General features: G+C 66.1%; 23 protein-coding genes. 14 read left to right on the top strand and 9 right to left on the bottom strand.

Going from position 1 to position 24,796, the window contains the following annotated elements; genetic code table 11:
• Positions 1–212 precede the first annotated feature (212 nt).
• From ACIBW7_RS20465 to ACIBW7_RS20455, 3 genes are all read left to right on the top strand, one after another.
• Positions 213–1,685 carry a class I adenylate-forming enzyme family protein gene (locus ACIBW7_RS20465; RefSeq protein ID WP_397048455.1) on the top strand — a complete coding sequence of 491 codons (1,473 nt, stop codon included), beginning with the start codon at positions 213–215 and terminating at the stop codon, positions 1,683–1,685.
• 13 nt (positions 1,686–1,698) lie between these two features.
• Positions 1,699–2,007, top strand: a complete 309-nt coding sequence (locus tag ACIBW7_RS20460) for a hypothetical protein (RefSeq protein WP_397048453.1) — start codon at positions 1,699–1,701, stop codon at positions 2,005–2,007.
• Between the two features lie 110 nt (positions 2,008–2,117).
• On the top strand, positions 2,118–2,792 hold the full coding sequence (locus ACIBW7_RS20455) for a PhzF family phenazine biosynthesis protein (RefSeq protein WP_397048451.1): 675 nt from the start codon (positions 2,118–2,120) through the stop codon (positions 2,790–2,792).
• Here ACIBW7_RS20455 and ACIBW7_RS20450 read toward each other — a convergent pair.
• The 3 genes from ACIBW7_RS20450 to ACIBW7_RS20440 form a co-directional block, all read right to left on the bottom strand.
• Positions 2,769–3,488: an alpha/beta fold hydrolase gene (locus tag ACIBW7_RS20450; RefSeq protein WP_397048449.1), complete on the bottom strand. Its 720-nt coding sequence runs from the start codon at positions 3,486–3,488 to the stop codon at positions 2,769–2,771. The genes ACIBW7_RS20455 and ACIBW7_RS20450 overlap by 24 nt on opposite strands.
• 61 nt (positions 3,489–3,549) lie before the next feature.
• The gene (locus ACIBW7_RS20445) at positions 3,550–3,918 is read right to left on the bottom strand and encodes a hypothetical protein (RefSeq protein WP_397048447.1); all 369 of its coding nucleotides are present in this window, start codon (positions 3,916–3,918) and stop codon (positions 3,550–3,552) included.
• A 9-nt stretch (positions 3,919–3,927) separates the two neighbouring features.
• Positions 3,928–5,532 (bottom strand): FAD-dependent oxidoreductase, encoded by a 1,605-nt coding sequence (locus tag ACIBW7_RS20440; protein WP_397048445.1) that lies wholly within the window; start codon positions 5,530–5,532, stop codon positions 3,928–3,930.
• Positions 5,533–5,794: 262 nt separating this feature from the next.
• Here ACIBW7_RS20440 and ACIBW7_RS20435 point away from each other — a divergent pair, with 262 nt between their 5' ends.
• The 6 genes from ACIBW7_RS20435 (at position 5,795) to ACIBW7_RS20410 (ending at position 11,988) form a co-directional block, all read left to right on the top strand.
• Positions 5,795–6,790, top strand: coding sequence for a VOC family protein (locus tag ACIBW7_RS20435; RefSeq protein WP_397048443.1), 996 nt, complete (start codon positions 5,795–5,797; stop codon positions 6,788–6,790).
• Positions 6,791–6,808: 18 nt separating this feature from the next.
• Positions 6,809–8,002, top strand: coding sequence for a cytochrome P450 (locus ACIBW7_RS20430; protein WP_397048441.1), 1,194 nt, complete (start codon positions 6,809–6,811; stop codon positions 8,000–8,002).
• Positions 8,003–8,025: 23 nt separating this feature from the next.
• On the top strand, positions 8,026–9,513 hold the full coding sequence (locus ACIBW7_RS20425; protein WP_397048439.1) for a class I adenylate-forming enzyme family protein: 1,488 nt from the start codon (positions 8,026–8,028) through the stop codon (positions 9,511–9,513).
• Positions 9,510–10,337 carry an NAD(P)-dependent oxidoreductase gene (locus tag ACIBW7_RS20420; protein ID WP_397048437.1) on the top strand — a complete coding sequence of 276 codons (828 nt, stop codon included), beginning with the start codon at positions 9,510–9,512 and terminating at the stop codon, positions 10,335–10,337. The genes ACIBW7_RS20425 and ACIBW7_RS20420 overlap by 4 nt, the downstream gene beginning before the upstream one ends.
• Positions 10,338–10,416: 79 nt before the next feature.
• The gene (locus ACIBW7_RS20415) at positions 10,417–11,319 is read left to right on the top strand and encodes an IclR family transcriptional regulator (RefSeq protein ID WP_397048435.1); all 903 of its coding nucleotides are present in this window, start codon (positions 10,417–10,419) and stop codon (positions 11,317–11,319) included.
• Positions 11,320–11,448: 129 nt separating this feature from the next.
• Positions 11,449–11,988 (top strand): flavin reductase family protein, encoded by a 540-nt coding sequence (locus tag ACIBW7_RS20410; RefSeq protein ID WP_397048433.1) that lies wholly within the window; start codon positions 11,449–11,451, stop codon positions 11,986–11,988.
• Between the two features lie 19 nt (positions 11,989–12,007).
• On the opposite strand, the gene hsaA is transcribed toward ACIBW7_RS20410, so the two are convergent.
• Together hsaA and ACIBW7_RS20400 are read right to left on the bottom strand one after the other, a co-directional pair.
• Positions 12,008–13,168: a 3-hydroxy-9,10-secoandrosta-1,3,5(10)-triene-9,17-dione monooxygenase oxygenase subunit gene (gene hsaA / locus ACIBW7_RS20405; RefSeq protein ID WP_397048431.1), complete on the bottom strand. Its 1,161-nt coding sequence runs from the start codon at positions 13,166–13,168 to the stop codon at positions 12,008–12,010.
• Positions 13,169–13,254: 86 nt separating this feature from the next.
• Positions 13,255–14,733 (bottom strand): aldehyde dehydrogenase family protein, encoded by a 1,479-nt coding sequence (locus tag ACIBW7_RS20400; RefSeq protein ID WP_397048429.1) that lies wholly within the window; start codon positions 14,731–14,733, stop codon positions 13,255–13,257.
• A 298-nt stretch (positions 14,734–15,031) separates the two neighbouring features.
• Here ACIBW7_RS20400 and ACIBW7_RS20395 point away from each other — a divergent pair, with 298 nt between their 5' ends.
• A complete protein-coding gene (locus tag ACIBW7_RS20395) occupies positions 15,032–16,546 on the top strand; it encodes an MFS transporter (protein WP_397048427.1) in 1,515 nt (504 codons plus the stop codon).
• 41 nt (positions 16,547–16,587) lie between these two features.
• Here ACIBW7_RS20395 and ACIBW7_RS20390 read toward each other — a convergent pair whose 3' ends face one another.
• Together ACIBW7_RS20390 and ACIBW7_RS20385 are read right to left on the bottom strand one after the other, a co-directional pair.
• Positions 16,588–17,580, bottom strand: coding sequence for an LLM class flavin-dependent oxidoreductase (locus ACIBW7_RS20390; RefSeq protein ID WP_397048425.1), 993 nt, complete (start codon positions 17,578–17,580; stop codon positions 16,588–16,590).
• Between the two features lie 42 nt (positions 17,581–17,622).
• Positions 17,623–18,396: an enoyl-CoA hydratase/isomerase family protein gene (locus tag ACIBW7_RS20385; RefSeq protein WP_397048424.1), complete on the bottom strand. Its 774-nt coding sequence runs from the start codon at positions 18,394–18,396 to the stop codon at positions 17,623–17,625.
• Positions 18,397–18,686: 290 nt separating this feature from the next.
• Here ACIBW7_RS20385 and ACIBW7_RS20380 point away from each other — a divergent pair, with 290 nt between their 5' ends.
• The 4 genes from ACIBW7_RS20380 (at position 18,687) to ACIBW7_RS20365 (ending at position 22,575) form a co-directional block, all read left to right on the top strand.
• Positions 18,687–18,998 carry a hypothetical protein gene (locus ACIBW7_RS20380; protein ID WP_397048422.1) on the top strand — a complete coding sequence of 104 codons (312 nt, stop codon included), beginning with the start codon at positions 18,687–18,689 and terminating at the stop codon, positions 18,996–18,998.
• A gap of 10 nt (positions 18,999–19,008) precedes the next feature.
• Positions 19,009–20,520 (top strand): class I adenylate-forming enzyme family protein, encoded by a 1,512-nt coding sequence (locus tag ACIBW7_RS20375; RefSeq protein ID WP_397048420.1) that lies wholly within the window; start codon positions 19,009–19,011, stop codon positions 20,518–20,520.
• Positions 20,517–21,314, top strand: a complete 798-nt coding sequence (locus ACIBW7_RS20370; protein WP_397048418.1) for an enoyl-CoA hydratase/isomerase family protein — start codon at positions 20,517–20,519, stop codon at positions 21,312–21,314. The genes ACIBW7_RS20375 and ACIBW7_RS20370 overlap by 4 nt, the downstream gene beginning before the upstream one ends.
• Positions 21,315–21,549: 235 nt before the next feature.
• Positions 21,550–22,575: a phosphotransferase family protein gene (locus ACIBW7_RS20365; protein ID WP_397048416.1), complete on the top strand. Its 1,026-nt coding sequence runs from the start codon at positions 21,550–21,552 to the stop codon at positions 22,573–22,575.
• Between the two features lie 9 nt (positions 22,576–22,584).
• Here ACIBW7_RS20365 and pgi read toward each other — a convergent pair whose 3' ends face one another.
• Both pgi and ACIBW7_RS20355 read right to left on the bottom strand, forming a co-directional pair.
• Positions 22,585–24,177, bottom strand: coding sequence for a glucose-6-phosphate isomerase (gene pgi, locus ACIBW7_RS20360; protein ID WP_397048414.1), 1,593 nt, complete (start codon positions 24,175–24,177; stop codon positions 22,585–22,587).
• Entirely contained in the window at positions 24,174–24,773 is a 600-nt protein-coding gene (locus ACIBW7_RS20355; RefSeq protein ID WP_397048412.1) for an isochorismatase family protein, read from the bottom strand. The genes pgi and ACIBW7_RS20355 overlap by 4 nt, the downstream gene beginning before the upstream one ends.
• Positions 24,774–24,796: the final 23 nt, after the last annotated feature.

Raw genomic sequence — 24,796 nt, 5'->3', positions numbered from 1 at the left:
TGGTCCGGAAATGCCTGTGCGGCACCGAACCTCGTCATTCCGGCAGGCTCTCAGCGGAAATCCGTCGAAGCCGTCGGGGCATCGCAGGACTGTGGATGCGGGCCGAAAACATGCCGGAAGGACGGGTTTCGTACTCGGCTTCGCTGAACGAGGCATCCGGCTCGTCCCGTCCCGATCCAGCACCGCCATGCCTTCCGGAAGTTGGTGAAGACATGCATCTCTCAGCGATGCTCGAGATGATCGAGTCGGGCTTCACCGACCGTAATCTGTTGGGCGACGCCGACCGGCGAGTGACCGGGGCCGAACTCGGTGCCCTGGCGAAGGGCGGAGCAGCGACGCTGCGCGATTCTCCCGCACTTGTGTACGCGGGGGAGAACCATCCGCTGCTGCCGGTGGCTCTATTGGCCGCGGCGTGCGCGGGGGTTCCGTTCGTGCCGGTGAACTACCGGTTGGACGACACTCGACTGAACAGTTTGATCGAACGCCAGCCCGAGGCACTCGTGCTGGCGGACGCGGCGACCGCGCCCCGAGTGACAGCAGGTGCACTCGTCTTCGACGACTGGCTGGCCGGTCTGCCCACCGACGTGCCGCCCCTGGATCCGCGGTTCGACGACGACGCGGTGGCGGTCGTGCTGTACACCAGCGGCACGACGGCCGCCCCGAAGTCGGCGCTACTGCGGCACCGCCACCTCATGGCCTACTTGCTGAGCACCGTCGAATTCGGCAGCGCCGGTCCTGAAGAGGCGGTACTGGTTTCGGTGCCGCCCTACCACGTCGCCGGCATCGCCAACATGCTGTCGAACATGTTCGCGGGCCGTCGCCTGGTGTACCTGCGCGCCTTCGAACCATCGGTATGGCTCGAAACGGTCCGCACCGAAGCCGTAACCAATGCGATGGTGGTCCCGACAATGCTGGCGCGCATCGTGGACGCGGTAGCACCCGACGGCGCGAACCTCCCGACGCTGCGCTTCCTGTCGTACGGCGGCGCCAAAGTATCCGAACGCATACTGCGCGAGGCACTTACGCGATTCCCCGGCGTCGGATTCGTCAACGCCTACGGTCTGACCGAAACCGCATCGACAATCGCCATCCTCGGCCCCGAAGACCACCGAGCCGCACTACTTTCCGAGGACCCGCTGATCCGATCCCGCTTATCCTCAGCCGGACAAGTGCTGCCCACGATCGAGATCGAGATCCGCGACGACGACGGCCGCGCACTCCCACCGGGCAAAACGGGCGTCATCTTCCTACGCGGCGAACAAATCTCCGGCGAATACGCCACCGGCAGCCTGCTGGACGCCGAAGGCTGGTTCTGCACGCGCGACAAAGGCCACGTGGACCCCGACGGCTACCTATACATCGAGGGCAGAGCCGACGACACAATCATCCGAGGCGGCGAAAACATAGCCCCCGCAGAGATCGAAGAAGTCCTCCTGTCCCACCCAGCAGTCGCCCAGGCCTGCGTAGTCGGCCCCCCGAGCGACGAATGGGGGCAAACCCTCGCCGCCGCAGTAGTCCTCCGAGCAGGCGCCGTCGCAACCGACGAAGAACTACGCACGCTCGTCCGATCCCGCCTACGCGGCTCCAAAACCCCGGAAACAATCGTCTTCCGAAACTCCTTGCCGCACACCGACACCGGAAAACTCCTCCGCAGACTCGTCCTCGAAGACCTGAGCGCCCTTTAGAGAGGTAGACCCCATGCCCCTGACCTTGAAACCCGGCACCCGCGTCTTCAGCGCAGTCGACTCGACAGAACTGATCGTCGTCAAGGTCCCCGGTGGCCCAATCGAACTCACCATCGGCGGCGTCCCCGCAGTCCTGTCCGCCGCGGAAAAGACCGGCACCGCCTCGGCCACCCCCAACGGAGGCACCGCCATTGGCAAGCGATACACCAACGCCGATGCAACAGTCGAATTGCTGTGCACCAAGCCCGGTCCCGGTGTCCCCGCCATCGATGGCGAGGTGTTGGTGCTCAAGGAAGCCAGGCCGCTTCCCGCATCCGACTGACCGTCAGCACCGCGTAGTACTGAACGAGCCGGATCAATCCGCGTCCAGGTTCTCGACGATCACCCACGGGAGCGAGATTGCCGTTGCTGTGATTACGGTTGACTGTGTCTGTGATCGATCATGATGTACTCAGTGTGTTCTGTGGACCAGCAGGCGATTTCGGCAACGAACTCGGCGTCGTGCACGGTCTGAATGTCGCCTCCGACGCCGAGCGACTCGCCATCGCACGCGACCTCGGGTTCAGCGAGACAGTGTTTGTCGACGATCCGGTTCGCGCCGCAATCGATATTTGGACACCATCGGTGCGGCTGCCATTCGCCGGGCATCCCTGCGTCGGTGCGGCGTGGCTGCTGGATACATCGGAACTCGAAACTACCGCAGGGATTGTCACCGTGCGCCGCGACGGCGAGTTCACCTGGATCACAGCCCGTGCAGAGTGGGTGCCGCCTCGTACCTTGAAGCAGTACGGCTCGGCCGAGGAGGTAAACGAGCTCGAGGTACCCCCACCCGGTGAATGGATCTACGCGTGGGCCTGGCAGGACGAGCCCACCGGCCAGGTCCGGGCTCGAGCCTTCCCCGGCCGCGGCGACGGCATCGACGAGGACGAGGCGACGGGTGCCGCGGCGCTGCTCCTGACGTCAACTCTCAGCCGCGGTCTCACCATCACACAAGGTCGGGGTTCGCAGATTCTGACGTGTCCGAAGCCCGACGGCTCGATCGAGATCGGTGGACGCGTGCGGCGGATTGCGGCTCACAGCGGCTCAGGTGGCGGCGATCTCGAGTAGTGCGTCGGTCACCGCTTGCGGTTCGGTGATCATCAGATCGTGCCCGGTGTCGATGTCCCACAGACAACCTGCGGCGCGTGCCTGCTGGATGAGTCCCGGGTCGCGTGTGGCCAGGGTCGAGGTGCAGATGATGTGGTACTGCGGGAGTGCCCATAGGGCCTCCTCGTTGTGCAGGTCGAGTTTCTCTTCGAAACACCGCCACGGGTGGGCGGTCAACCGGGTCTGCATCCACTCCATGTCCGCGGGATCGGTGACTCCGTAGAACAGCGGGGCGTCCTTGGTCGGTAAGAGCACCAACTCGACGCCGTCGAGGACGGTGCCGAGTGGACGGGTCGCCTCGATGATCGGACCGGCCACGTCGACCAGTGACTGACCGTTGGCCGGGTTGGCCGCGTCCAGATAGACCAGGGAGCGGATGCGGTCGGTGGCGCGATCTGCGGTGCCGGTGATCACCATGCCGCCGTAGCTGTGCCCGACCAGGATCACGTCATGGAGGTCTTCGTAGTGCAATAGCGACGCTACGTCCTGCACGTGGGTGTTCAGCCCGATATCGCCCAGCGGTAGGTGTGATCGCTCGGCCAGGCCGGACAGTGTCGGTGCGTACACGTTGTGCCCCGCATGCGAGAGCAGCCGTGCCACCCGTTGATAACACCAGCCTCCGTGCCCGCCACCGTGGACCAGGACGAATGTAGCCATTTTCTCTCCAGAGACCCGGTGCGTTGCCCGTGACGAGAACACGGGCAACGACGGTATTTCATTATGCGGCAGGGCCTTTGGCGGAGGCCGGGGATAAGCCGGGGGTGATCAGTCTGCGCTCGACCAGGATTCGGGCGTCGGCGAGGATCAGTGGCAGGGCCGCCGAGCTCGGCAGGGCGGGGCCGAGTCCACCTGCTCGAATCAGATGAGCCTGTGCGCCGTACCGCCCGAATGCCAGCGCGATCGAGCTGGCGGCGCTCGGGTCGGCGTATCGGTGCTGCGGCTCGGGGAAGCACCACTGCCAGGGGCCTGCCGAGGTCGTGAAGCGCAGTTCGATGTAGTCGGATCGGGCTGGGCAACGCAGTGCGATCTCGAGTGCGGCAGGCAGGAACGACCTTCCCGACAGGGTCGATTCGGTTACTCGGGTCATGGCCGACTCCTAAGCGGTTGGTCCGGCGAGGTCGAGTGCGGCGAGATAGGCGAAGACGAGGCTCGAACCGATCGGTGTTCCGGCGCCGGGGTACGCGCCGCCGGACATAGCCGCCATGGTGTTGCCGGTCGCGTAGAGACCTTCGATCGGCGTTGCGTCCGAGCGGAGTACGCGGGCGTGCTCGTCGGTCACCAGACCGCCCTTGGTTCCGATATCGGACAGTACGACGGTGGCCGCGTAGTAGGGCGGGGTGTCGACGGGGATGAGCAGCGGGTTGGGGAGGTCGGTCGCCAGCGGCACGAGATAGTTCTGCCCGGGATCGGCGGGGTAACCGACGATGTACTGGAACATCTGGTCCCACGGCGCCTCGCCGCGGTGGAAACGCTCGTCGACACCGGACTTCGAATAGCCGTTGTACTCCTCGATCGACTTGCGCAGTTTCTCCGGCGGCACGCCGATCAATTCGGCCAATTCTTCGAGGGTGTCGGCGCGGCGCAGGGCGCCGGACGCGAACCACTCCGGACGCACCGGCTGCGCAGGGTCGCCGCCGAAGCCGTCGCGTTCGAGTTGCCGGTGGTCGAATACCCAATACGCGGTGCTGTGCGTAATGCCGGAATCGCGTTGCAGCCGGGCCATTTCGTGCCCGGCGCGGTCGTAGGGCTGCGTCTCGTTCATGAAGCGCTCGCCCTCGGCATTGACCCAGATCCCGCCGCGGGTGCCGGTATGGAAGACGGGCCGGCCATCGGGCTGAACTACCCCCGGGACGTACCAGGCCTCGTCGAGCAGGTCGGTGGCCGCGCCGATCGCGCGGCCGGCCAGAATCGCGTCACCGGTGTTCTCCGGCGCACCGTGGGACCATTCGCCGGTGAGCGGCACGGGTGAATACTGCTCGCGCATCTCCCGGTTGTGTTCGAATCCGCCCGCGGCCAGGATCACGCCGCGGGTCGCGCGGAATGTGCGGCGCTCGCCGCCGCTGACCGCCAGCACACCGGTGACCCGGCCGTCCTCGACCAGCAGGTCGGTGAGGGCGGTCTCGAGCAGGTAGAAGCCGTTGCCCGTTGCCAGGAATGCCTTCAGCGCCCGGCCGATCAGCGCGCGGCCGCCGACGAGCACCGGTCCTTCGTCGATGCCCCAGCGTTCTTCGGGGACCGAGCGGCGGATGAGCGGGGCGAGTTCCCCGAGTTCGGCGACCGAGATCTCCTGCGGGAACACGGTCCGCCCGGTGGCGGTAGATCCGGGACGCCCGTAGAAGTATTCGGGCACTGGCTGGTAGGCGAAGGACCCGAACAGCGGGTTCTGCTCGAGGTCGTCGATCAGCTTGGGCGCGGTCCGCAGGTAGGCATCCTGCAGCGGCTCGCGCGAGTTGTCGGCGACAACGTCGCGCAGGTAGGTGCGGGCGGCCTCGGGATCATCCTCGATGCCCGCGCGCGCGATCGGGGCGCTGCCCGGAAACCACAGTCCCGCACCGGAATACGACGTCGTGCCACCGATCAGCGCGGTCTTCTCCAGTACCAGCGTGCGCAGCCCTCGGGCAGCGGCCGCATAGGCGCCGATCAGGCCACCGCCGCCGGAACCGACTACCACGACGTCGTAAGTTTCCTCGTCAGCGGGCATTGCTGTCTCCTTATTTCGCCGTGCGGCAGCGGAGTGATCTGGGTCACGGGGGGTCCGATGTCCGTCGAGTGTGCGACCGACGATGCCGGGCCGGGTGCGGGTTTCCGCTGAGCGGGATCGCACCGGTCGCGGTGGAGGAGCCGTCCGTGGCGGCTCGTCGGAAGCCGGCGCATCTCAGTGTCCGGAAAGTCCGGCATCGGCTGCCCGGTTCCTGCTCAAACTTGCGAGCCAGCAGGACATTCCGACTCGAAGGAGAGCTCGCATGGCTGGTTCGCACGACTACGATCCCGGCCCGCAGATTGCCCACGCCGGTGGCCTGAACCTGGGGACGCCGGATCTGCGGCGTTCGATCTGGTTCTTCCAGGACCTGCTGGGCATGGAGGTGGTCGCCGAATCCGATGGCGTGGCCTATCTGCGCGGGTATCAGGAGCTGGTGCACCACTCGCTGGTGCTCACCCAGCAGGACGAGGCGCGGGTGAACAGCTACAGCTTCCGGGTGAAACGGCCGCAGGATGTCGAACTGTTCCACAAGCAGCTGACCGAGGCCGAGATCGAGGCGGTCGAGCTGCCCGTCGATCACGAACTCGGGCGCGGCACCGCGATCCGCTTCCTCGTGCCGGGCAGCGAACATCCCTTCGAGCTGTACTACGACATCGAAAAGCCGCTCGCGCCACCGGAATTGCGCTCCAAACTGCTCAGCAACTCTTCACGCCGCCGCGGCTTCGGCGTCCGGCGGCTGGACCATCTGAACGTGCAGTGCAGTCCGACTACGGTGAACCAGGCCGAGGGCTGGTTGCGGAATGCGTTGGGGTTCAAGCGCCGGGAGTTCGCGATGATCCCGCAGTTCCCGGAAACCATCCTCGCCTCGTGGCTGTCGGTGACGCCCCAGGTGCACGATATCGCGATCGGTGTCAACGGGGAGGAGAAAAACGGGGCGTTCCACCACGTGGCGTTCAATATCGAGAACTTCCACGACATTCTGCGGGCGGTCGACGAGATTCGTGATCTCGAGATCGACTTCGGGCACGGTCCGGGCAAGCACGGTATCGGTCAGGCGATGTACCTGTACATCCACGATCCCGGCTCCGGTCACCGGGTCGAGCTGTATTCCGGCGGATACCTCATCTTCGATCCCGACTGGCAGGCGCTCGAGTGGAAGATCCCCGAATTGCAGTGGGGGCAGACGTGGTACGGCGAGGCCCTCGATGTCGGTCCGGGCGGCGCGTTCCTGTCGACCACACCGTCGGCCAGGTTGTGACCAGCGAGAGGAACTCCCATGACACTCGAGCCCCGCGGCACCCATGAGGGTGTGCCCGCCTACTACTACGACAATCGACTATCCGGCCCGCTGCTGAGCCATCATGAGCAGTGGGACCAGCTCGCCGGCACCCACTCCGCCTTCAGAAGCACCGTCGCACAGGGACATTGGGTCATCACCGATGGCCGGGCGATCCAGGAGGCGCTGCAGGACTGGCGGACGTTCTCCAGCACCTCGGTGACGGTCCTCGAGCCGAATCCGAAGTTCCTGTGGATTCCGGAGATGCTGGATCCGCCGCTGCACACCAAGTGGCGTCGGCTGTTGGGCACCGAATTCGGGCCCAAGTCGGTCGGTGCCCGTGAGCCGGAGATCCGGAAGATCGCGGCGGACATGATCGACCGACTGCAGCCCAAGGGCGGTGCCGACGTCCTCGACGAATTCGCGCGCCGGTTCCCGACCCTGATCTTCATGCGGCTGATGGGCCTGCCCGAGCAGGATCTGGAGCAATTCCTGGAATGGGTGCACGAACTGCTGCATCTGCCGCATGCCGAGGACCCCGACCACCGTCGGCAGATGGCCGCGATGGCCGCCGCATCGGCCTATTTCGAAGAGCAGATCGCGCTGCGCCGTGACGCCCCGCGCGACGATCTGCTTTCCCGTCTGATGAGCTGGCAAATCGATGGCGAGCCCATCAGCGACGCCGATATGCACGCGTTCTGCATCCTGATGTTCCAGGCCGGCTTCGACACCGTCCCCATCGCCATCGGCTGGGCCATGTACCACTTCGCCGCGCACCATGAAGATCGCGCGGCCATCGTCGCCGACCCGTCGCTGATCGCCAATGGCGTCGAGGAAGTGCTGCGCGTCTATTCGTTCGTCATCCCGGCGCGAAAGGCGATGCGGGACACCGAGATCGGCGGCTGTCCGGTGAAATCCGGCGAGATGGTGATGCTGCCGCTCGCGGTGAGCAACCGGGACGCCGAGCGGTTCGACAATCCGCTCGAGGTGGATCTGCAGCGCGCCACGAACAACCACATCGCCTTCGGTTCGGGTCCGCACCGGTGCTTGGGTTCGCACCTGGCGCGACTGGAGCTGAATGTCGCGATGCAGGAGTGGCACAAGCGGATTCCGGACTATCGGCTCGCGCCCGGACAGCAACTCGAGCAGACCGGAAACATGTACGGCCTGATGTCGCTGCGCCTCGACTGGTGAACACAATCGAAAGGCATTACCACGTGGGAATTCGCGACCAGCTGACGCGGCTGCTCGCCGAGGCTCCGGCTGACGCCGAAGCGATCGAGCACGAGGAGATCTGGTGGACCTGGGGGCGGATCCAGGCGACCGCGCGCTCGGTCGTGGATGCGCTGGAATCGGCCGGTCTAGGTGTGGGATCGCGAGTCGGTGTGGTCCTGGAAAACCGGCCCGAACATGTCGCGGTGGTCGCCGCGCTGATCGCGTCCGGTCGATGCGTCGTGCTGCTCGCTCCGCTGCAGCCGGCACCGCGGCTGGCCGCCGACATCATCGCCTGTGATCTGCCCGCGGTCGTGTGCGGATCCGAACTGCTCGCCCGTGACGGCGTGCTCGATGCCGCCACCGCGGCCGGTATCGCCCTGGAACTGCGGGACGACGGCCCGGTGCGGCGAGTGGGCGGCCAGGTCCGTGCCTGCGCCGTGACCAATCCGGGAACCGTCGTGGAAATGCTGACCTCGGGGACGACCGGTGTGCCCAAGCGGGTGCATCTGCGCACCGAACAGTTGGATCAGGCACTGACTTCCGGTGGGCAGACGGCGCGGGGAGACCGGTTGCTGTCCCGGTCCGCGGTGCTGGTGAACGCGCCGCTCGTGCATATCGGCGGCCTGTGGCGGGCACTGGCCTGCCTCGCTATGGGTCGGCGGATGATTCTCATGCCCAAGTTCGTCCTGGAACCATGGGTAAGCGCCGTGGAGCGGCATCGGTTGCGGGCCGTGAGCCTGGTGCCCGCGGCGCTGCGGGCTGTACTCGATTCCGGAGTGTCGCGGGAGCGACTGGCGAGCCTGCAGGTCGTCACCTCCGGGACGGCACCTTGCCCGAAAGAATTGGCGGACTCCTTCTTTCGCACATATGGCATCCCGGTGCTCATGACCTATGGGGCGACCGAATTCGCGGGCGCGGTGGCCGGCTGGACGCTGGCGCTACACGAACAGTGGTGGGACCTGAAGGCAGGCAGCGCCGGTCGCGCCTTCCCCGGCGTCGAGTTGCGGGTGACCGGCGAGGACGGCGTCGAGCTCGGCGGCTGGACGACCGGGCGGCTCGAGGTCCGCACCGCGCAGACCGCGGAAGGCGCCGGGGAGTGGGTCCAGACCAGCGATCTGGCGCGGATCGATGTCGACGGCTTCCTCTGGATCGACGGACGTGCCGACGACGCAATCATCCGCGGTGGTTTCAAGGTCCAGCCGGAGACCGTCAAACGGGTGCTGGAGTCGCATGTGGCGGTGCGCGAGGCCGCGGTGGCCGGACTGCCCGACACTCGGCTCGGGCATGTGCCGGTGGCCGCGATCGAAATCGAACCGGGACTGATACCTCCCGACAGCGACGAACTCGTCGCGCTCTGTCGTGCACATCTGCTGCCGTACGAGGTACCGGTGCACGTCGTGGTCCTGGACCAGCTGCCGCGCACGCCATCGAGCAAGGTGAGCCGGATGGAACTGCTCGATATCGTGCGGGAGCGACGGAACCGATCATGATGGCACCGACGATCGGATTCATCGGCGCAGGACGCATCGGTGCGGCGATGGTGGAGCGATTACTGGCGGCGGGGCATCGGGTCCGGCTGTACGCGCGGCGGCCGGAAGTACGGGACCGGCTGGCGGCCTTCGGCGCGGAGCCCGTCGATCGAATCCGAGATATCGCGGCCGCGGATGTCGTCGTCAGCTGCCTGTTCGGCGACGACCAGATATCCAACCTGCTGCCCGAAGTCGTCGCAGCGATGGCCGAGGGCACGGTCCTGCTGTCGCACACCACCGGGACGCCGGAGGTGCTGTGCAGTCTGGACCGGTTCGCGCCGACCGGACGGGCTGCGGTTGTGGACGCGACATTCAGCGGGACACCGGAGGCGGTGCGCGCCGGGGAGTTGGTGGTCTTTCTCGGTGGCGCGCCCGATCACGTCGCGATCGCGCGTCAGGTCGTCGGTTGCTATGCCGGAACCGTCATCGAAACCGGTGGCCGGGGTTCGGCGCTGCGGGTGAAGTTGATCAACAACCTGTTGTTCGCCGCGGTCTCACAGCTCACCCTGCAAGGGCTGACATTGGGCCGTGGGGTGGGCATAGACGAAGGTGTAATGCTCGAGGCGCTCGCGATCAGCAGCGGCGGTACGACGGCCGGGCGTTATATCGCCGACCGCGGCGGATCCGAATCCTTCGCCGCCGCGGTCGCACCCTTTTTGCACAAGGACGTCGCCGCCTGCCGAGCCGCATTGACCGATTCAGGTATCGATTTCTCGGGCCTGCTCGGCGCGGCCTGCGGTGGTCCGATCGATATCGGCGATACTGCCCCTAAAGAGGAAACTTAATTCCGATATCGCCACCTTAGAGGGGCCCTCTTTCGCTACACTCGCGCTGAGGTTCAAGCTCCAAGAAGGAGGCTGGCCAATGGCCTCAGTGGTGAATGACAATGCGGTCGCCACCTCCGATCGGCACGAGGCGCCACCGTCGATGGTGGAGCGGATGACACTGATCATGGATTCGTTCGGTGGCCCGCAGATCCGGCTCTCGCTCGAGGATGTCGCCGGACGCACCAATCTGCCGCGCTCGACGACCCATCGCATCCTGGAACAGCTGGTTCGGCTGCGTTGGCTCGAGCGCAACGGTCGTGACTACGGCCTCGGTCAACGGGCGCTCGGATTCGGCGGCCGGGAAGAAGGGCACGGTGCGTTGCGGACAGCGGCGTTCCCGCTCTTGCACAATCTGTCGGTGCGCACGGAGATGGTGGTGCACCTGGCCGTGCTGGACGGCGCCGAGGCGTACTACCTGGACAAGTTCGGCGGAAAGGCCGCGGTCCAGGTGCCCTCGGTCGTCGGTGGCCGGGTCCCGGCGCACTGCACGGCCGTCGGAAAGAGCATGCTGGCGTGGCTGTCGCCGGAGCAGATCGACGATCTGTACCGCGATGTACTGGGCAAGCGGACCGCGCACAGTATCGGCGATCTCGAGGTTCTGCATCAGGAGTTGATTCGCATTCGTGCGCGCCGCGGTCTGGCGTTCGAACGCGGCGAATGCTTCCAGCACATCGCCTGCGTCGGTGCGGCGGTCCGCGGTCCCAAGGGACCGGTCGGCGGGATCTCACTCGTCGGCGACGTGCGAGCACCGCTCGAGCGGCTGGCGCCCCTGGTCGCCAATACCGCGCATGCGATATCGGAAAAGCTGATGGGTGACACCGCGCGCAAACATTCGGCGCGATTCGAAACCGTCGTCGTGCCGGATGAACCGCAGACTCCGGCACTCACCGAGACCGTAGGACGAATCGTCGCTCTGGGCGAGCGCGGCGAGTGGTTCTGAGCTACTCGCACGCATCCGGGCGGCTTTCCGCTGAGCGGAAAGAACCACAGGTCCACCCGGTTTCCTGACCAAACTTGCGTTCAGTCGGCCGTCGGCTCGATCTCTTCCGCAAGAGAGGTGAGGACCCATATGAGTCCGCTTCCGGATCCGGTGTCGATGGGCGCCAGGCGTTTCCGCGATGTGCTCGGTCATTTTCCGACGAGTGTTGTCGCGATTACCACCACGGCATCCGATGGGCGTCCACACGGGTTGATCGTCGGCACCTTCACCTCGGTTTCGCTCGAGCCACCATTGGTGTCCTTCCTGGTGAACCGGACCTCGTCGACGCTGTCGATGATCCAGAAGACGGGCCGATTCTGCGCCAACGCGCTCGCCGGCAACCAGGAACCGACCTCACGCCGGTTGTCGGCTCGGGGCGCGGACCGGTTCGAGGGGGTGGCCTGGGCACCCTCACCGCTCGGTAATCCGGTGCTGGACGGCATCGTGGCATGGGTCGACTGCGCGCTCGTACAGGTCGTCGAGATCGGTGACCACTATTTGGTCGTCGGCCGGGTCAGCGATCTGAACATCGAGTCGGTGCGGACACCGCTGCTCTTCTTCCGCGGCGGATACGGGGACTATCTCGCGAGTGCGACGCTGCTGATGGATCGTCTCGTCGGCTGGTGGTGACCCTGGTCCGGATCCGGGCTCAGACCAACATGTCGTCGACCGGCAATCCGAACGTGCCGCGCCCGTACAGCGTCAGCGCCGTGCCGACATCGTTGGATGCGTGAATGCCCGCGATATGTGCGTCGCGCCAGGCCCGCTCGATCGGATTGCGACGGCGCAGCAGCATCCCGCCGGTGGCCGCGAACACCAGATCGATCGACGTCAACGCGCGCTCGGCACCCAACGCTTGATCACGACGGGCTCGCAACCGCAGTTCGAGCGGGATCTCCTGTTGCCCACAAACGCACTCGTACAAATCGCGAAGGCTCCGGCTCATCTGCAGGGTGGCCGCGTCGATTTCCGCGCTGGCGCGCGCCGCCGCGGTCGGCTGGTCCGCGGTGATACTGCCGCCACCGAAACTGAGCCGGTTACTGTCTCGCATCCGTGAAAGAAAGACGTCGAGGCAGCCCTGTGCCATGCCGACCATGGGCGAGCTGTTCGCGTAGGTGTACATGGTGCCGTACGGCATCCGGTAGAGCGGGCCGGGATTCGCCTTATGCCCGGGGCTCTGTAGCAGTGCGATGTCGTAGAACCGCGTTACGCGGTGCTCCGGGACGAAAATCCGCTCGGCGTAGAGATCATCACTGCCCGCGCCGCGCAGTCCGGCCGCATCCCACACCTTCGATATCCGATAGTCGGCGCAGGGCACCAGCCCGCTGACCATATCCACCGGCTGGCCGTTCTCGGCCACGATGGTGCCGCCGAGCAGCGCCCACGACGAATGCGCGCATCCGCTGGCGAATCGCCAATGGCCCGAGACTTCGTAACCTCCGGCGACCGGAACGAATCTCCCGACCGGTGCGTAGGACGAACAGATCAATGCGTCCGGATCCGCCGACCACACATCACGTTGCGCGCGCTCGTCGAAAAGTGCCACATGCCAAGGGGCTAGGCCGAGGACCGACGTCACCCATCCGGTCGAGCCGCAGGCGGTGGCGACCGCGCGGACCGCATCGTAGAAGTCCAGCGGATCGGCCTCCAGCCCGCCCTGGGATTTCGGTCGCAGCAGCCGGAAGATGCCCGCACCGATCAAATCGGTCATCGTCTCCACCGGTATCTCACCGGTCTCGTCGACCAGGGCCGCCCGTTCGGCCAGCGTCGGCAACAATTCGCTGACCGCTGCGGCTACGTCTGCTTTCATGCCGGGTTCTTTCGTGTCCTCGCCCCCTACACCAGTGACTTCACGGCGGAGCGTAACAGGCACGCAGACAATCGAGGCCCGGTCGATCAGCGGGCGGCCCAGCTGATGGCCTTGGTCTGCAGGAATTCGTCGAGGCCGAATTCGCCCCACTCCCGGCCGATTCCGCTCTGCTTGTATCCGCCGAACGGCGTGCGTGGGTTGACACCCGCACTGCCGCCGTTGATCGCTATGCCGCCCGCGCGCACCCGGGTCGCGATCTCGTAGGCGGCCTTGGTGTCGGCACTCCAGACGGCGCCGGCCAACCCGTAGGGGCTGTCGTTTGCGATGCGGACCGCCTCGTCGTCGGTGCGGAACGGGATGACGACGCCGACCGGTCCGAAGAACTCCGTCTGCGCGATCGTCATCGAATTGTCGACATCCACGAAGAGGGTCGGCTCCACGAAGTAGCCCTTGTCCAGGCCGGCCGGGCGCCCGCCACCGCTGACGATGCGCGCGCCCTCCTCCTCGCCGACGCGGATCAGCTTCTCGACCTTCTCCCGCTGCGCCGCGGTGATCAACGGACCCATCGTGGTGGATTCATGTGCCGGATCGCCGACCCGGACACCGGCGAGGGCGACGCGCAGCCGCGCGACCAGTTCGTCGTGGACGGATTCGTGCACGATCGTGCGGGTCAGGATCGAGCAGCCCTGGCCGGCGTGTGCCGTGATGCCCATGAGTGCGGACCGGACCGCCCCGTCGAGGTCGGCATCGGCGCGGACGATATTCGCGGACTTGCCGCCGAGTTCGAGCACGACCTTCTTGATCGAGCTCGCGGCCTGGGCGTAGACCATTCGTCCGACGGTGTCCGATCCGGTGAAGCTGACCAGGTCCACCATGGGATTGGTGGTCAGCTCCTGGCCCGCGTCGATATCGCCGGTCACGATATTCAGCACGCCCGGCGGCAGACCGGCGGCGTCGGCGAAGTCACCGATCAACAAGGATTCCAGCGGGGTGGTCGGCGCGGGCTTCAGCACGGCGGTGCACCCCGCGGCCAGTGCGGGGATCACCTTCATCATGCTGAGGAAGAACGGGAAGTTATAGGCCGCGATCAGCGCGCAGACCCCGAAGCCCTCGCGCCGGATCTGTCCCTGGGAGATGCCGATTCCCGCGGCGATCGTGGGTTCCATCGGGCGTTCCCACACGAAGGCCGGCATAACGCGCTCGGCCATATCGCGTAGATGGGCCACCGGTACCCGGGTCTGCAGGGTCTCGGCCAACGAGCGGACCGAACCCGCCTCGGCCATATTGACGGCGACGAGCTCGGGCAGACGGCGCTCCATTTCCTCGGCCATGCGCAGCAGCACCGCGGCCCGCTCGGCGAGCTTCATCCGCGGCCAGGGGCCCTCGTCGAATGCCTTGCGCGCGGCCGTGATCGCGCGCCGCACGTCCGGGATCGAGGCCTGCGGGACGTAGGCGATCGTCTCCTCCGTCGCGGGATTGCGCACACTGATGAGCTCGTCCGATTCGCCGTCGGTGCGGTGCCCGTCGATATAGAGCTGCGTCGAGAACGAGTACGCCGTGGTCATGTTCGGTCTCCTGATTGCCGGATCTGCGTGGGTCTGCCGGGCTGGCTCACCTGCGGCGCTGCCCGCACACCACGCCTTAAAAGTGTACTGAATAGCCGAACTGGCTGAGTCGTTTGTCCAATTGCCGCTGAGTGGAAAGTGCGATTGTGTGACCCGCCACACAGGGGTGTGCTGTCGCTTACGTCTTCGCCCCACTCCGAGCAGGGCGAATGCGATCACCAAACCAAAGCCACGGCTCGATTGCTCGGTGCGAGTCGGAAACGAGAGCTCCGTGGCAGCCCCCGAAAGGACTCGTTCGATGAGCCCTGCAATGCAATTCGACGAATCGCCCGATGTCGTACGGACACCGGATGCCGCACAGACATGGACGCCGCGGCTGGTGCTCTCCCTCGCCTCGATCGTGCTGACGCTCGAGATACTCACCCTCAGCTACATGATGGTCGCGATGGCGGCGCCGGAAATCTCCGTGCATTTCCAGACGACTCAGGGTGCTTGGCTGCTGACGGCATTCCTGTTGGTCGGGGCCGTGACGGGTCCGCTGCTCGGCAAGCTGGCCGATATGTACGGCAAGCGGAAGATATTGCTGGCCTGTGTCGCTGTCTCGGTGCTCGGCGCGCTCGTCTCCGCGGTCGCGACCAGCTACGCGGTGCTGATCACCGGCCGGGCGTTGATGGGGGTGCTCACGCCGTGTGTCTTCCTGGCCTACTCGCTGATCCGGGACGTGTTCCCGAAGAAGACGGTCGCGCTCGCGGTCAGCGTTACCACCAGTGGTCTGGGCCTCATCGCGATACCGGCGCCGTTCATCACCGGCTGGCTGCTGGACGACTACGGTTTCCGCAGCATCTTCTGGTTGTTCGTGATCGGGCTCGCGGTGTTCGGCACCATGATCGCGCTTACTACCGGCGAATCCACCGTGCGGGTGCGGTCGCGGATCGACTTCGCCGGTGCGCTGCTGCTCGGTTTCGGCATCGCGGGCATACTCGTCGCGGTCAGCTTCGGTCCCACCTGGGGCTGGACGACCGGTTCGACGCTCGCCTACCTCGTCGGCGGCGCTGTGTTGGTGGTGGCCTGGTTGGTAACGGCCGGAATCGTGCGCGACCCACTGCTCGATCTGGATGTGCTGCGCCGACGGCCGGTACTGCTGATCTCCGTCGGCTCCAGCATGTGCTACGGCTGCAGTGCGCTCATCACCATTCTGCTGCCGATGATGGTGATGACGCCCGCCGCCGTCGGACTGGGCTACGGATTCGGTGTCAGCGCAAAGGGATTCGCGATCTTCCAGGCGCCGATCGGCGGCATGGTCGTCGTCGGCGGTGTGGTCGTCGGCATTCTGGTCAGCCGCAGTGTCCGGCCGCGGTTGCTGATGATCGTCGGCCTGCTGCTCTTCGCGCTCGCCTTCGTGCTCATCGCGGCAAAGCATGACGACAAGGCGCTGCTGCTCGTGTTCGCGGGTATGGCGGGCACCGGTATGGGGCTGGGTTACGCATCGGTTCCGAATCTGTTGATCGAGGCGGTTCCGCCGCAGTTGCAAGCCAGCACGGCGAGTATCGCGAATGCCTTGCAGAGTGTCGTCGCGGCGGTCTTGCCGGTGCTCGCGTTCACCGTGCTGAACAACTCCTATGTCGCACCGATCCCGCTCGAAATGACTCATGGCGCGGTGCTCTACACCGATAAGGGATTCCAGGTCGCGTTCCTGATCGGCGCGGTGGCCTGCGCCATCGGCGCGCTGTTCGCCGTGCTGCTGCCCCGCAGGATCGAGCAGCTGCCGGCACCTGTCGCGCAGGATGTCGAGGCTCCGGTATTGACGCACTGATCGAGTCGAGGGCGGCCGCGTGCAAACGCGGCCGCCTTTTCTCAGGGCGTGGTGCCGATCAGGGCGAGGCTGGAATGGGCATACGCGGCACGACGTTTGGGACTCACCAGATACGAGGGCGGGGCGAAGTAGCCGACATCGCGGGGCAGGGCGTCGGCGCGGCGCGTGAGGGCCGCACGGGCATCGGCGGTGGTCCCGCAGAGCGCGATCTCGGCGAGCATCTCGTCGGTGACCGCCTTGGCCATACCGTCGGTATCGCCCGCCCGGAATGCCGAGCGCAGTTGTGCGACAGGGCTTTCCCAACCGTGATGGGCCACGTAGGGGTCGTAGGTCTTGACGGTCAGGTAGAAGGCGATCATGCGGCGGGCGTCGGCGATGGCGCGTTCGGGTGCGTTGTCATCGATGGCGGTGATGATCCAGCCGTGTTCGAGTGGGCGCCGACCGCTACCGGCCGCCCCGCGTTCGACCGCCGGGCGCACGATGTCGTTCCACCAGGTGCGGGTGAACAGGCCGTGACCGATCACACCGTCGCCGACCCGGCCCGCGGTGGCGGCCATCCGGCTGTTGAATCCCGCGAGCAGTACCGGGATATCGAGGCGGCCGAGCACCGGGGCCCGGACATCGGCGTCTATCGAATAGAACTCACCGGAGTACTGGATCTTCTCGCCGTTTTCCGCATGCAGCCACGCGCGCACCACATCGATGGTCTCGGCGATCCGGTCGACCGGGCGATCGGCGGGGACGCCGAACCAGTCGCGGTTGATCCGGAAGGCGGCGGTGCCGAGGCCGAGGAACAGTCGGCCCGGTGCTTGCGCGTGCAGCTGCCGCATGGCGGTGGCGTGCGCGTACGGAGTGCGGGCGAAGGCGTAGGCGATGGCCGGACCGACCAGCGCGCGTTCGGTATCGGCGACGATCTCGGCCACGGTGAGGTAGGCGTCGTGGTCGACGAAGTCACCGGTGCAGAAGGCTTCCACACCGGCCTGCTCGGCTTCCCGCCCGACGTCGCGGCCAGGCCACGGCATACCGAACTTCATCGAATTCTCCTCTTGGACAGTCTGATCGGTGGTGGATGCGCGTCAGCGCAGCGTCCATTTGCTGCGGGGCACCGCGGCGCGGTCGATTTCGGCCTTGCCGATGGGGTTGCCGATCTGGGTGTAGGACAGACCGGTGCGCAGTGCCTGGGTGCGGGTGGAATCGAGCGACTCCCAGATCGCCCGGACGGTGCCCTGGATCGCGGCCGGTGGTTTGGCGGCGATGATGCGGGCGATCTCGTCGGCGCGATCCCAGAGCTGATCGCGCGGCAGTATCTCGCTGACCAGGCCGATCTGCATGGCGCGCTCGGGGGACAGGCGCTCGTCCAGGCCGAGCAGCGCGATGCGCAATGTCTCACCCAGCGGAATGCGGCGCGCGAGCCCGATCGGTTCCAGCGCCGCCGTCAGCCCATAGCTGACATGCGGGTCGAAGAAGCTCGCGTCCTCTGCGCAGATGATGATGTCGGCCTCGTTGAGCCAGTAGAACGCGCCCCCGGCCGCCATTCCGTGCACCGCGCAGACCAGCGGTTTCCACACCTGGTTGAGCTTCGGCGACAACTTCTCACCGGGATCGGTCTGCGACCAGACATTGGCATGGCGGTCGATGCCCTGTTTGACGTCCATGCCGGTGCAGAATGCGCGGTCGCCCGCACCGCGCAGCACCACGACACGGATATCGTCATCGAACTTCACTCGCTGCCAGATGCGATCGAAGTCCTCGAGCATCTCCTGGTTGAAGCTGTTCATGGCTTCCGGTCGGTTCAGGGTGATCGTCGCGACGTGGTCGGTCACGTCGAACAGGACGGTTTTCAGCTCCATCCGGAAACTCCGATGTTCGTGGGTCGGCTGAATGCGGCCCTCCGAAGAGCGGCCGGATTAGAGTGTAACAAATTGTTCTACCGGCGACATTCGACTCCGTGCTGGTCGTGGTCTGATTCGAACCGCTTAATATGTGGTAGACAAGCAATAGTGCCGCGCGGCTCGACCCTTTGGCTGCTGCAGATTCTAGATAAGTCGTATACTCTTCTCTGGTCTCGGTCGTCCGGATGTTTTCGTGACGACGGCGGTCGGGGCGAGATGGCACGACGAGATCCACGGAGGAAGTTGCGATGAAGCCACGCGTGGGGCAGACGCTCGCCAGCACGGTCGACACGACGACGGTCATTGTCGTGCGCGCTCCGCAGGCCGATCTGGAGATCACCTGTGGCGGGGCGGCGATGGTCGATCCGAAGGGCCCCGGCGGCGTTCCCGCCGGCACCGCTGATCCCGAACTGCTCGGTGGTTCGCAGCTCGGCAAGCGCTACGCCGACGAGGAACTCGGTGTGGAACTGCTCTGCACCAAGGCGGGTCAGGGCACGCTGGCGGTGAACGGTGTGGCGCTGCCGCTCAAGAACGCCAAGCCGCTGCCGGCCTCGGACTGAGAGCGCATCGATGAACGTAGCGATGCTGTTGGATATGGCCGCCGACGGTTTCGGCGACCGAATCGTGGTCGGGCGGACGGCCGATGGTCTGACGCCGGTGCGGTTGCGCGAACTGGCCGCCGGCGGTGCGCGGGTGGTCCGTGCGGCCGGTGCCGACGCGATCGTGTACCTCGCCGTCAACGGTCCGGCCTTCCCGGTCGCGCTGTTCGCGGCGGCCCAGGCGGGTGTGCCGTTGGTGCCGGTGAACTACCGCCTCGGCGCGGAACAACTGGACGCGCTATTGGCGAATCATCCACGCGCACTCGGTATCGCCGATCCCGAACAGGCCGAGGCATTGCGCCGGGCGGGGCTGTCGGTGCGGAGTCCGCAAGAGTGGTTGGCTACCGCGGCGGATGCCGGTGCCGACGATGGTGACGAGGTTCCAGCCGCGCCCGAGACACCCGCGGTGTTGATCTACACCAGCGGCACGACATCCGCGCCGAAGGGTGTGGTCCTGCGGCACCACAACTTGGTGTCGTATGTGCTCGGCACGGTGGAATTCGCGGGTGCGGATGCCGACGAGGCCGCGCTGATGAGCGTGCCGCCGTACCACATCGCGGCTGTGTCCAACGTTTTGACGAACCTGTATGCCGGGCGTCGGGTGCTCACTCTCGAACAGTTCACGCCACAGCAGTGGCTCGAACTCGTGCGTGAGCAGCGGATAACCAATGCGATGGTCGTTCCGACCATGCTCGCCCGGATCATGGACGGCGACGGGCTCGACCGTTCGGTGCCCTCGTTGCGCGGGCTCGCCTACGGCGGCGCCAAGATGCCGGTGCGGGTGATCGAGACCGCGCTACGCGAGTGGCCGCATGTCGATTTCGTCAATGCCTACGGGCTGACGGAGACCTCGTCCACGATCTCGGTGCTGGGGCCCGAGGAGCATCGCGCGGCCGTTGCCAGCGATGATCCGGCAGTGCGTGCTCGCATCGGCTCGGCCGGTCGGCCGGTACCAGGTATCGAGCTCGAGGTTCGCGCCGAATCCGGCGCGCTCGCCGCGGCGGGGGAGCCGGGCCAGATCTGGGTGCGTGGCGAGCAGGTCTCCGGCGAATACGCCGGTCACGGTGCCTCGGTCGACGAACAGGGCTTCTTCCACACCCGTGACCACGGCCGCCTGGATGCCGACGGCTACCTCTACATCGAGGGCCGGGTCGACGACACCATCATCCGCGGCGCGGAGAACATCGCGCCCGCCGAGATCGAGGACGTCCTGCTGCGGCATCCGGATGTGCTCGACGCGGTCGTGGTCGGTGTGGTCGACGAGGAGTGGGGCCAGCGGATCGAGGCCGTCGTCGTGCCCCGCAGCGGTATCGATGTCGATGCCGAGCAGCTGCGCGCGGCGGTGCGAAAAACGTTGCGCGGCTCCAAGACTCCCGATCGCATCACGTACTGGCCGGAACTGCCGCGCACCGCGACCGGCAAGCTGGTGCGCCGGGATATCGTCGCGGCGTTGACGGCCGATCGTCAGCCGACCGCAGGGTGAGCACCAACCAACCGGGACCGGTGTCGGGCCTGAGCACCCTCGACGTCACGATCGAAGGGCCCGTCGCATGGGTACGCTTCGATCGGCCGGACGCGCGCAACACGGTGATTCCGGAGCTTCTGGTCGAGATGCATTCCGTGCTGACCGAATTGAGTCACGACGAAGCGCTCGCCGTGGTGGTGCTGACCGGAAACGGCTCGACGTTCTGCCCTGGTGCGGATCTGAACCGCGCCGGGGCGGGCGCGTCCGCAGTGCTGCCGCCGCTCGAGGTGTATCAGTCGGCGACCCTGCTGCACGAGATGCCGCAGTTGACCCTCGCCGCAGTGAACGGAGCGTGCGCCGGCCCGGGATTCGCCTGGGCCGCGGCCTGCGACCTGCGCGTCGCCGCGGCCGGTGCCCGGTTCTCGACGGCGTTCCTGCAGGCCGGTGTATCCGGTGAACTCGGGCTGCCGTGGACATTGACGCGAGCACTCGGTGCGGCGTTGGCGCGGGACCTGTGCTTCCTGCCGCGCAAACTGACCGGGGACGAGGTCCGTGCCATGGGATTTGTCTCCCGGGTGTTTCCCGACGACGAATTCGACCACCAGGTTGCCGATTTGGTGCGTGAACTCGCCGCGCGTAGGCCCGCCGCGCTGCGGACCCTCAAGGCGAATTTCCTATTGGCCGAACGCACCGAGCTGGCGGACTACGTCGCGGTGGAAAGCGAACGGCACCATGGATTCTTCACCGGAGAGCAGCGCGCGCAGACCGCCGAGGCGTTGCGCGTACAGAACGATCGGGTGCGTGAGTCGTGAGGACATCGCTTGCTCCGGTTCCGGAGTGAGCAGTGCGGAAACGATCGGCCGATCGTGTCGCTGCACGCATCCGTTCCGAGGGTCCGGCAATCCGATCGCGGTAGCGTGCGCGAAACGCTTTCTCGCCCAGAGCGTTGCATGGAGGCGCATCGACATCGCGAACAGTGGTGCTGAAACACGAACCGGCACCTATGGTCCGCCGATCGTACCGACGAAATGACAAGGGTGAGTGAGCATGAGCATTGCCGCGAATAGTTCGGAGTTGGTGCGGGAGCTGACCGCGCGCACCGCGGTCGCGGTGCGCAACTGGACGCCCGGCGCCACGGTTGTGGGTGTCGAGCCACTCACCGGCGGGACGTCGAGCCTGACCTACGTGGCCGAATTGTCGGATGCCCCAACCGGATACGAGCGCGTCGTGCTGAAGGTCGCACCGCCCGGTCTGGCGCCGGTCCGCAACCGAGATGTGCTGCGCCAGGCCCGAATCATGGAAGCACTGGCAGATCGACCCGGGGTGCGGGTGCCGAAGGTCCTGTTCCACGACGCGGGCGCACCGCCGACGGTCCCGCCGTTCGTCGCCATGGACCTGATACCCGGCACCTGCGTCGAACCGGTGCTCGTGCCGCGCGGCACGGTGCCGGCCGACCAGGTGCGGACCCGCGCCTTCGACGCGGCCGGCATGCTCGCCGATCTGCATCGGGTGAACCCATTGCACACCGCGCTCGCGACCGAGCCGGTGGTTTCCCTCGGCGACGAGATCGACCGCTGGACAAGGGCTTTCGCCACCGTATCGGACGATCTGCGCACCGGCTACGAAGCGGTCGCGGACCGTCTGCACGCCACCGTGCCCGCCGCCATGACACCGGTCTTCACCCACGGTGACTACCGACTCGGCAACACATTGTGCGAGGCGGACCACATCACCTCGATCATCGACTGGGAAATCTGGTCTCTCGGTGACCCCCGGATCGACGTGAGCTGGCTGACCTTCTTCACCGACGAGGCCGCGCATCCGGCGTCGGTATCCGATGAGCCGACCGGCATGCCGGGCAAAGCGGAACTGGTCGACGCCTACCAGGAGGCGCGCGGCGCCGCACTGCGGGACCTGCCGTGGTTCGAGGCGCTGACCAAATACAAGGAATCCGCCGCGACCGCCTTGCTGATCAAACGCGGGCGCAAGTCCGGCCAGTGGAACGACATGCATCAACGCATGCTGCCCGCACTGCCGGTGCTGCTCGACGAGGCGATGGAGCTGCTGGGCTGATACCGAGGCTCAGCCGCGGGCTTGCCGGTACCGATTGACCAGAGCCGTTGTCGAACTGTCGTGTGCACTCGGCTGATCGGTGGTGACTTCGGCGTAAATCTTTGTGGCGAGAACCTTTCCGAGTTCGACGCCCCATTGGTCGAAGGAATTTATGCCCCAGATCCAGCCCTGGGTGAAGATCTTGTGCTCGTAGACGGCGATGAGTTGGCCGAGCGTGTACGGGGTGAGGTGGCGGAGCAACAGTGTGTTGCTCGGCCGGTTTCCCGGAAAGTCGCGATGGCCCCGCAGTGGATCGGTGTCATCGGCGCTGCCGAAGGCCAGGGCCTCGGTTTGGGCGAACAGGTTGGCCATGAGCAGGTCGTGATGCTCGATCAGATCATGCCGCGGGCGCAGCACTCCGATGAAGTCCGCGGGCACGGTCGTCGTGCCCTGGTGCAGGAGTTGATAGAAGGCGTGTTGGCCGTTGGTGCCCGGTTCGCCCCACACAATAGGTGCGGTGTCGTAGCCGATCGGATGGCCCTGGCGGTCGACGGATTTGCCGTTGCTTTCCATATCGAGCTGTTGCAGGTAGGCCGGTAGTCGGGACAGCCGCTGGTCGTAGGGGAGAACGGCGTGGGTATGCGCCTGCCAGAAGTTGCGGTACCAGATCCCGATGAGCCCCAGCAGTATCGGAATGTTCTGTCGCGGTGGGGCGGTACGGAAGTGCTCGTCGATCGAATGCGCTCCGGCGAGCATGGCGCGGAAATGGTCGGGACCGATGGCGAGCATGAGCGATAGACCGATCGCCGAATGCAGCGAATACCGGCCGCCGACCCAGTCCCAGAACTCGAACATATTGGCCGGGTCGATACCGAACGCGGCAACCTCGCGGGCATTGGTCGATACCGCGACGAAATGCCGGGCGATGGCGGCCGGGTCGTCGAGCCCGGCCAGTAGCCATTCGCGGGCGGTGCGGGCGTTGGTCAGGGTTTCGATCGTGGTGAAGGTCTTCGACGACACCACGAACAGCGTGGTTGCCGGGTCGAGGTGGTGCAGGGTACGGGTGATGTCGTGGCCGTCGATATTGGCGACGAACCGGACATCCAATGTCTCCGAGGCGAATTCGCGTAGCGCCTGATATGCCATGGCGGGCCCGAGGTCGGACCCGCCGATGCCGATATTGACCACCGCCCGGATCGGCGCACCGGTCGCGCCGCGCCACTGTCCGGAACGCACCCGTTCGGCGAATTCGCTCATCCGGTCCAGCACGGTCCGCACGTCGGTGACCACATTCCGCCCGCCGACTTCGATGCTGCGCGCCGCGGGTGCGCGCAGCGCGGTGTGCAGTGCGGGACGCAGTTCGGTGGTGTTGATCGGTTCGCCGGTGAACATGGCGCGGATACCGGTCCCGAGTTCGCGCTCATCGGCCAATTCGACGAGCAGGTCGAGGGTTTCGGCGGTGAGCAGGTTCTTGGAGTAGTCCAGTACCAGGCCGCCGTGTTCGAAGGTCATCGCCGGTCCGCGACCCGGTTGCTTCTCGAACAAATCGCGCAGCCGGGTGTCGCGCAGGTCGTGCTGATGGGTCCGGAGTTTGGTCCAGGCCGCGGTCTCGGCGAGGTTCATGCGTTGATCGTCGACCTGTCGAGTAGGGCGAGTATCTCGTCGGTGGTACCGGTTTCCGCGATCTTGGGAAACACCTTGCGCAGTACGTAGTCGTGATCTTCCTGATCCAGATCGGTCACGGCATCGGTGGCAATGGTGACGTTGAAACCGTATTCGTGCGCGCCACGCGCGGTCGATTCGACGCCCATACTGGTGGCGATCCCGGTCACGACGACCTGGGTGACCTCGCGCTCGCGCAGCCACGCCGCGAGCGCGGGATCGTGGAACGCGCCCCAGACTCGTTTGACCACGGTGTGGTCGCCCGGCCGCGGCCCCAACTCGGCCAGCAGCGCGACAGCCTCGGCCGCCGAACTCGCGGCCGCCGAGCTGGTCTGTCCGCCCGCCGCGCGAGCACGGCTCGCCTCGGTGCGGCCGGGTGCGACACCGGCCGCCGTCACGATCACGACCGGGAGGTTGCGCTCCCGGAACGCGTCGGCCAGCCGGATCGACTGCTCGACAATCGACTTCGCGGACTGCGCGGTCGGCAGCGCTACCACCGCATCCTGCAGGTCGACGACGACCAGCGCGGTGTGCGCATCTATTTCGGTCAATGGCATGAGAGCACCTTTCGGTCCGAGAT

The sequence above is a fragment of the Nocardia sp. NPDC049526 genome, assembly GCF_044465765.1.
Taxonomy (GTDB): Bacteria; Actinomycetota; Actinomycetes; order Mycobacteriales; family Mycobacteriaceae; genus Nocardia.
The sequence above is the reverse complement of the archived record's forward strand: the minus strand, read 5'-3'. Positions and strand labels throughout refer to the sequence as shown.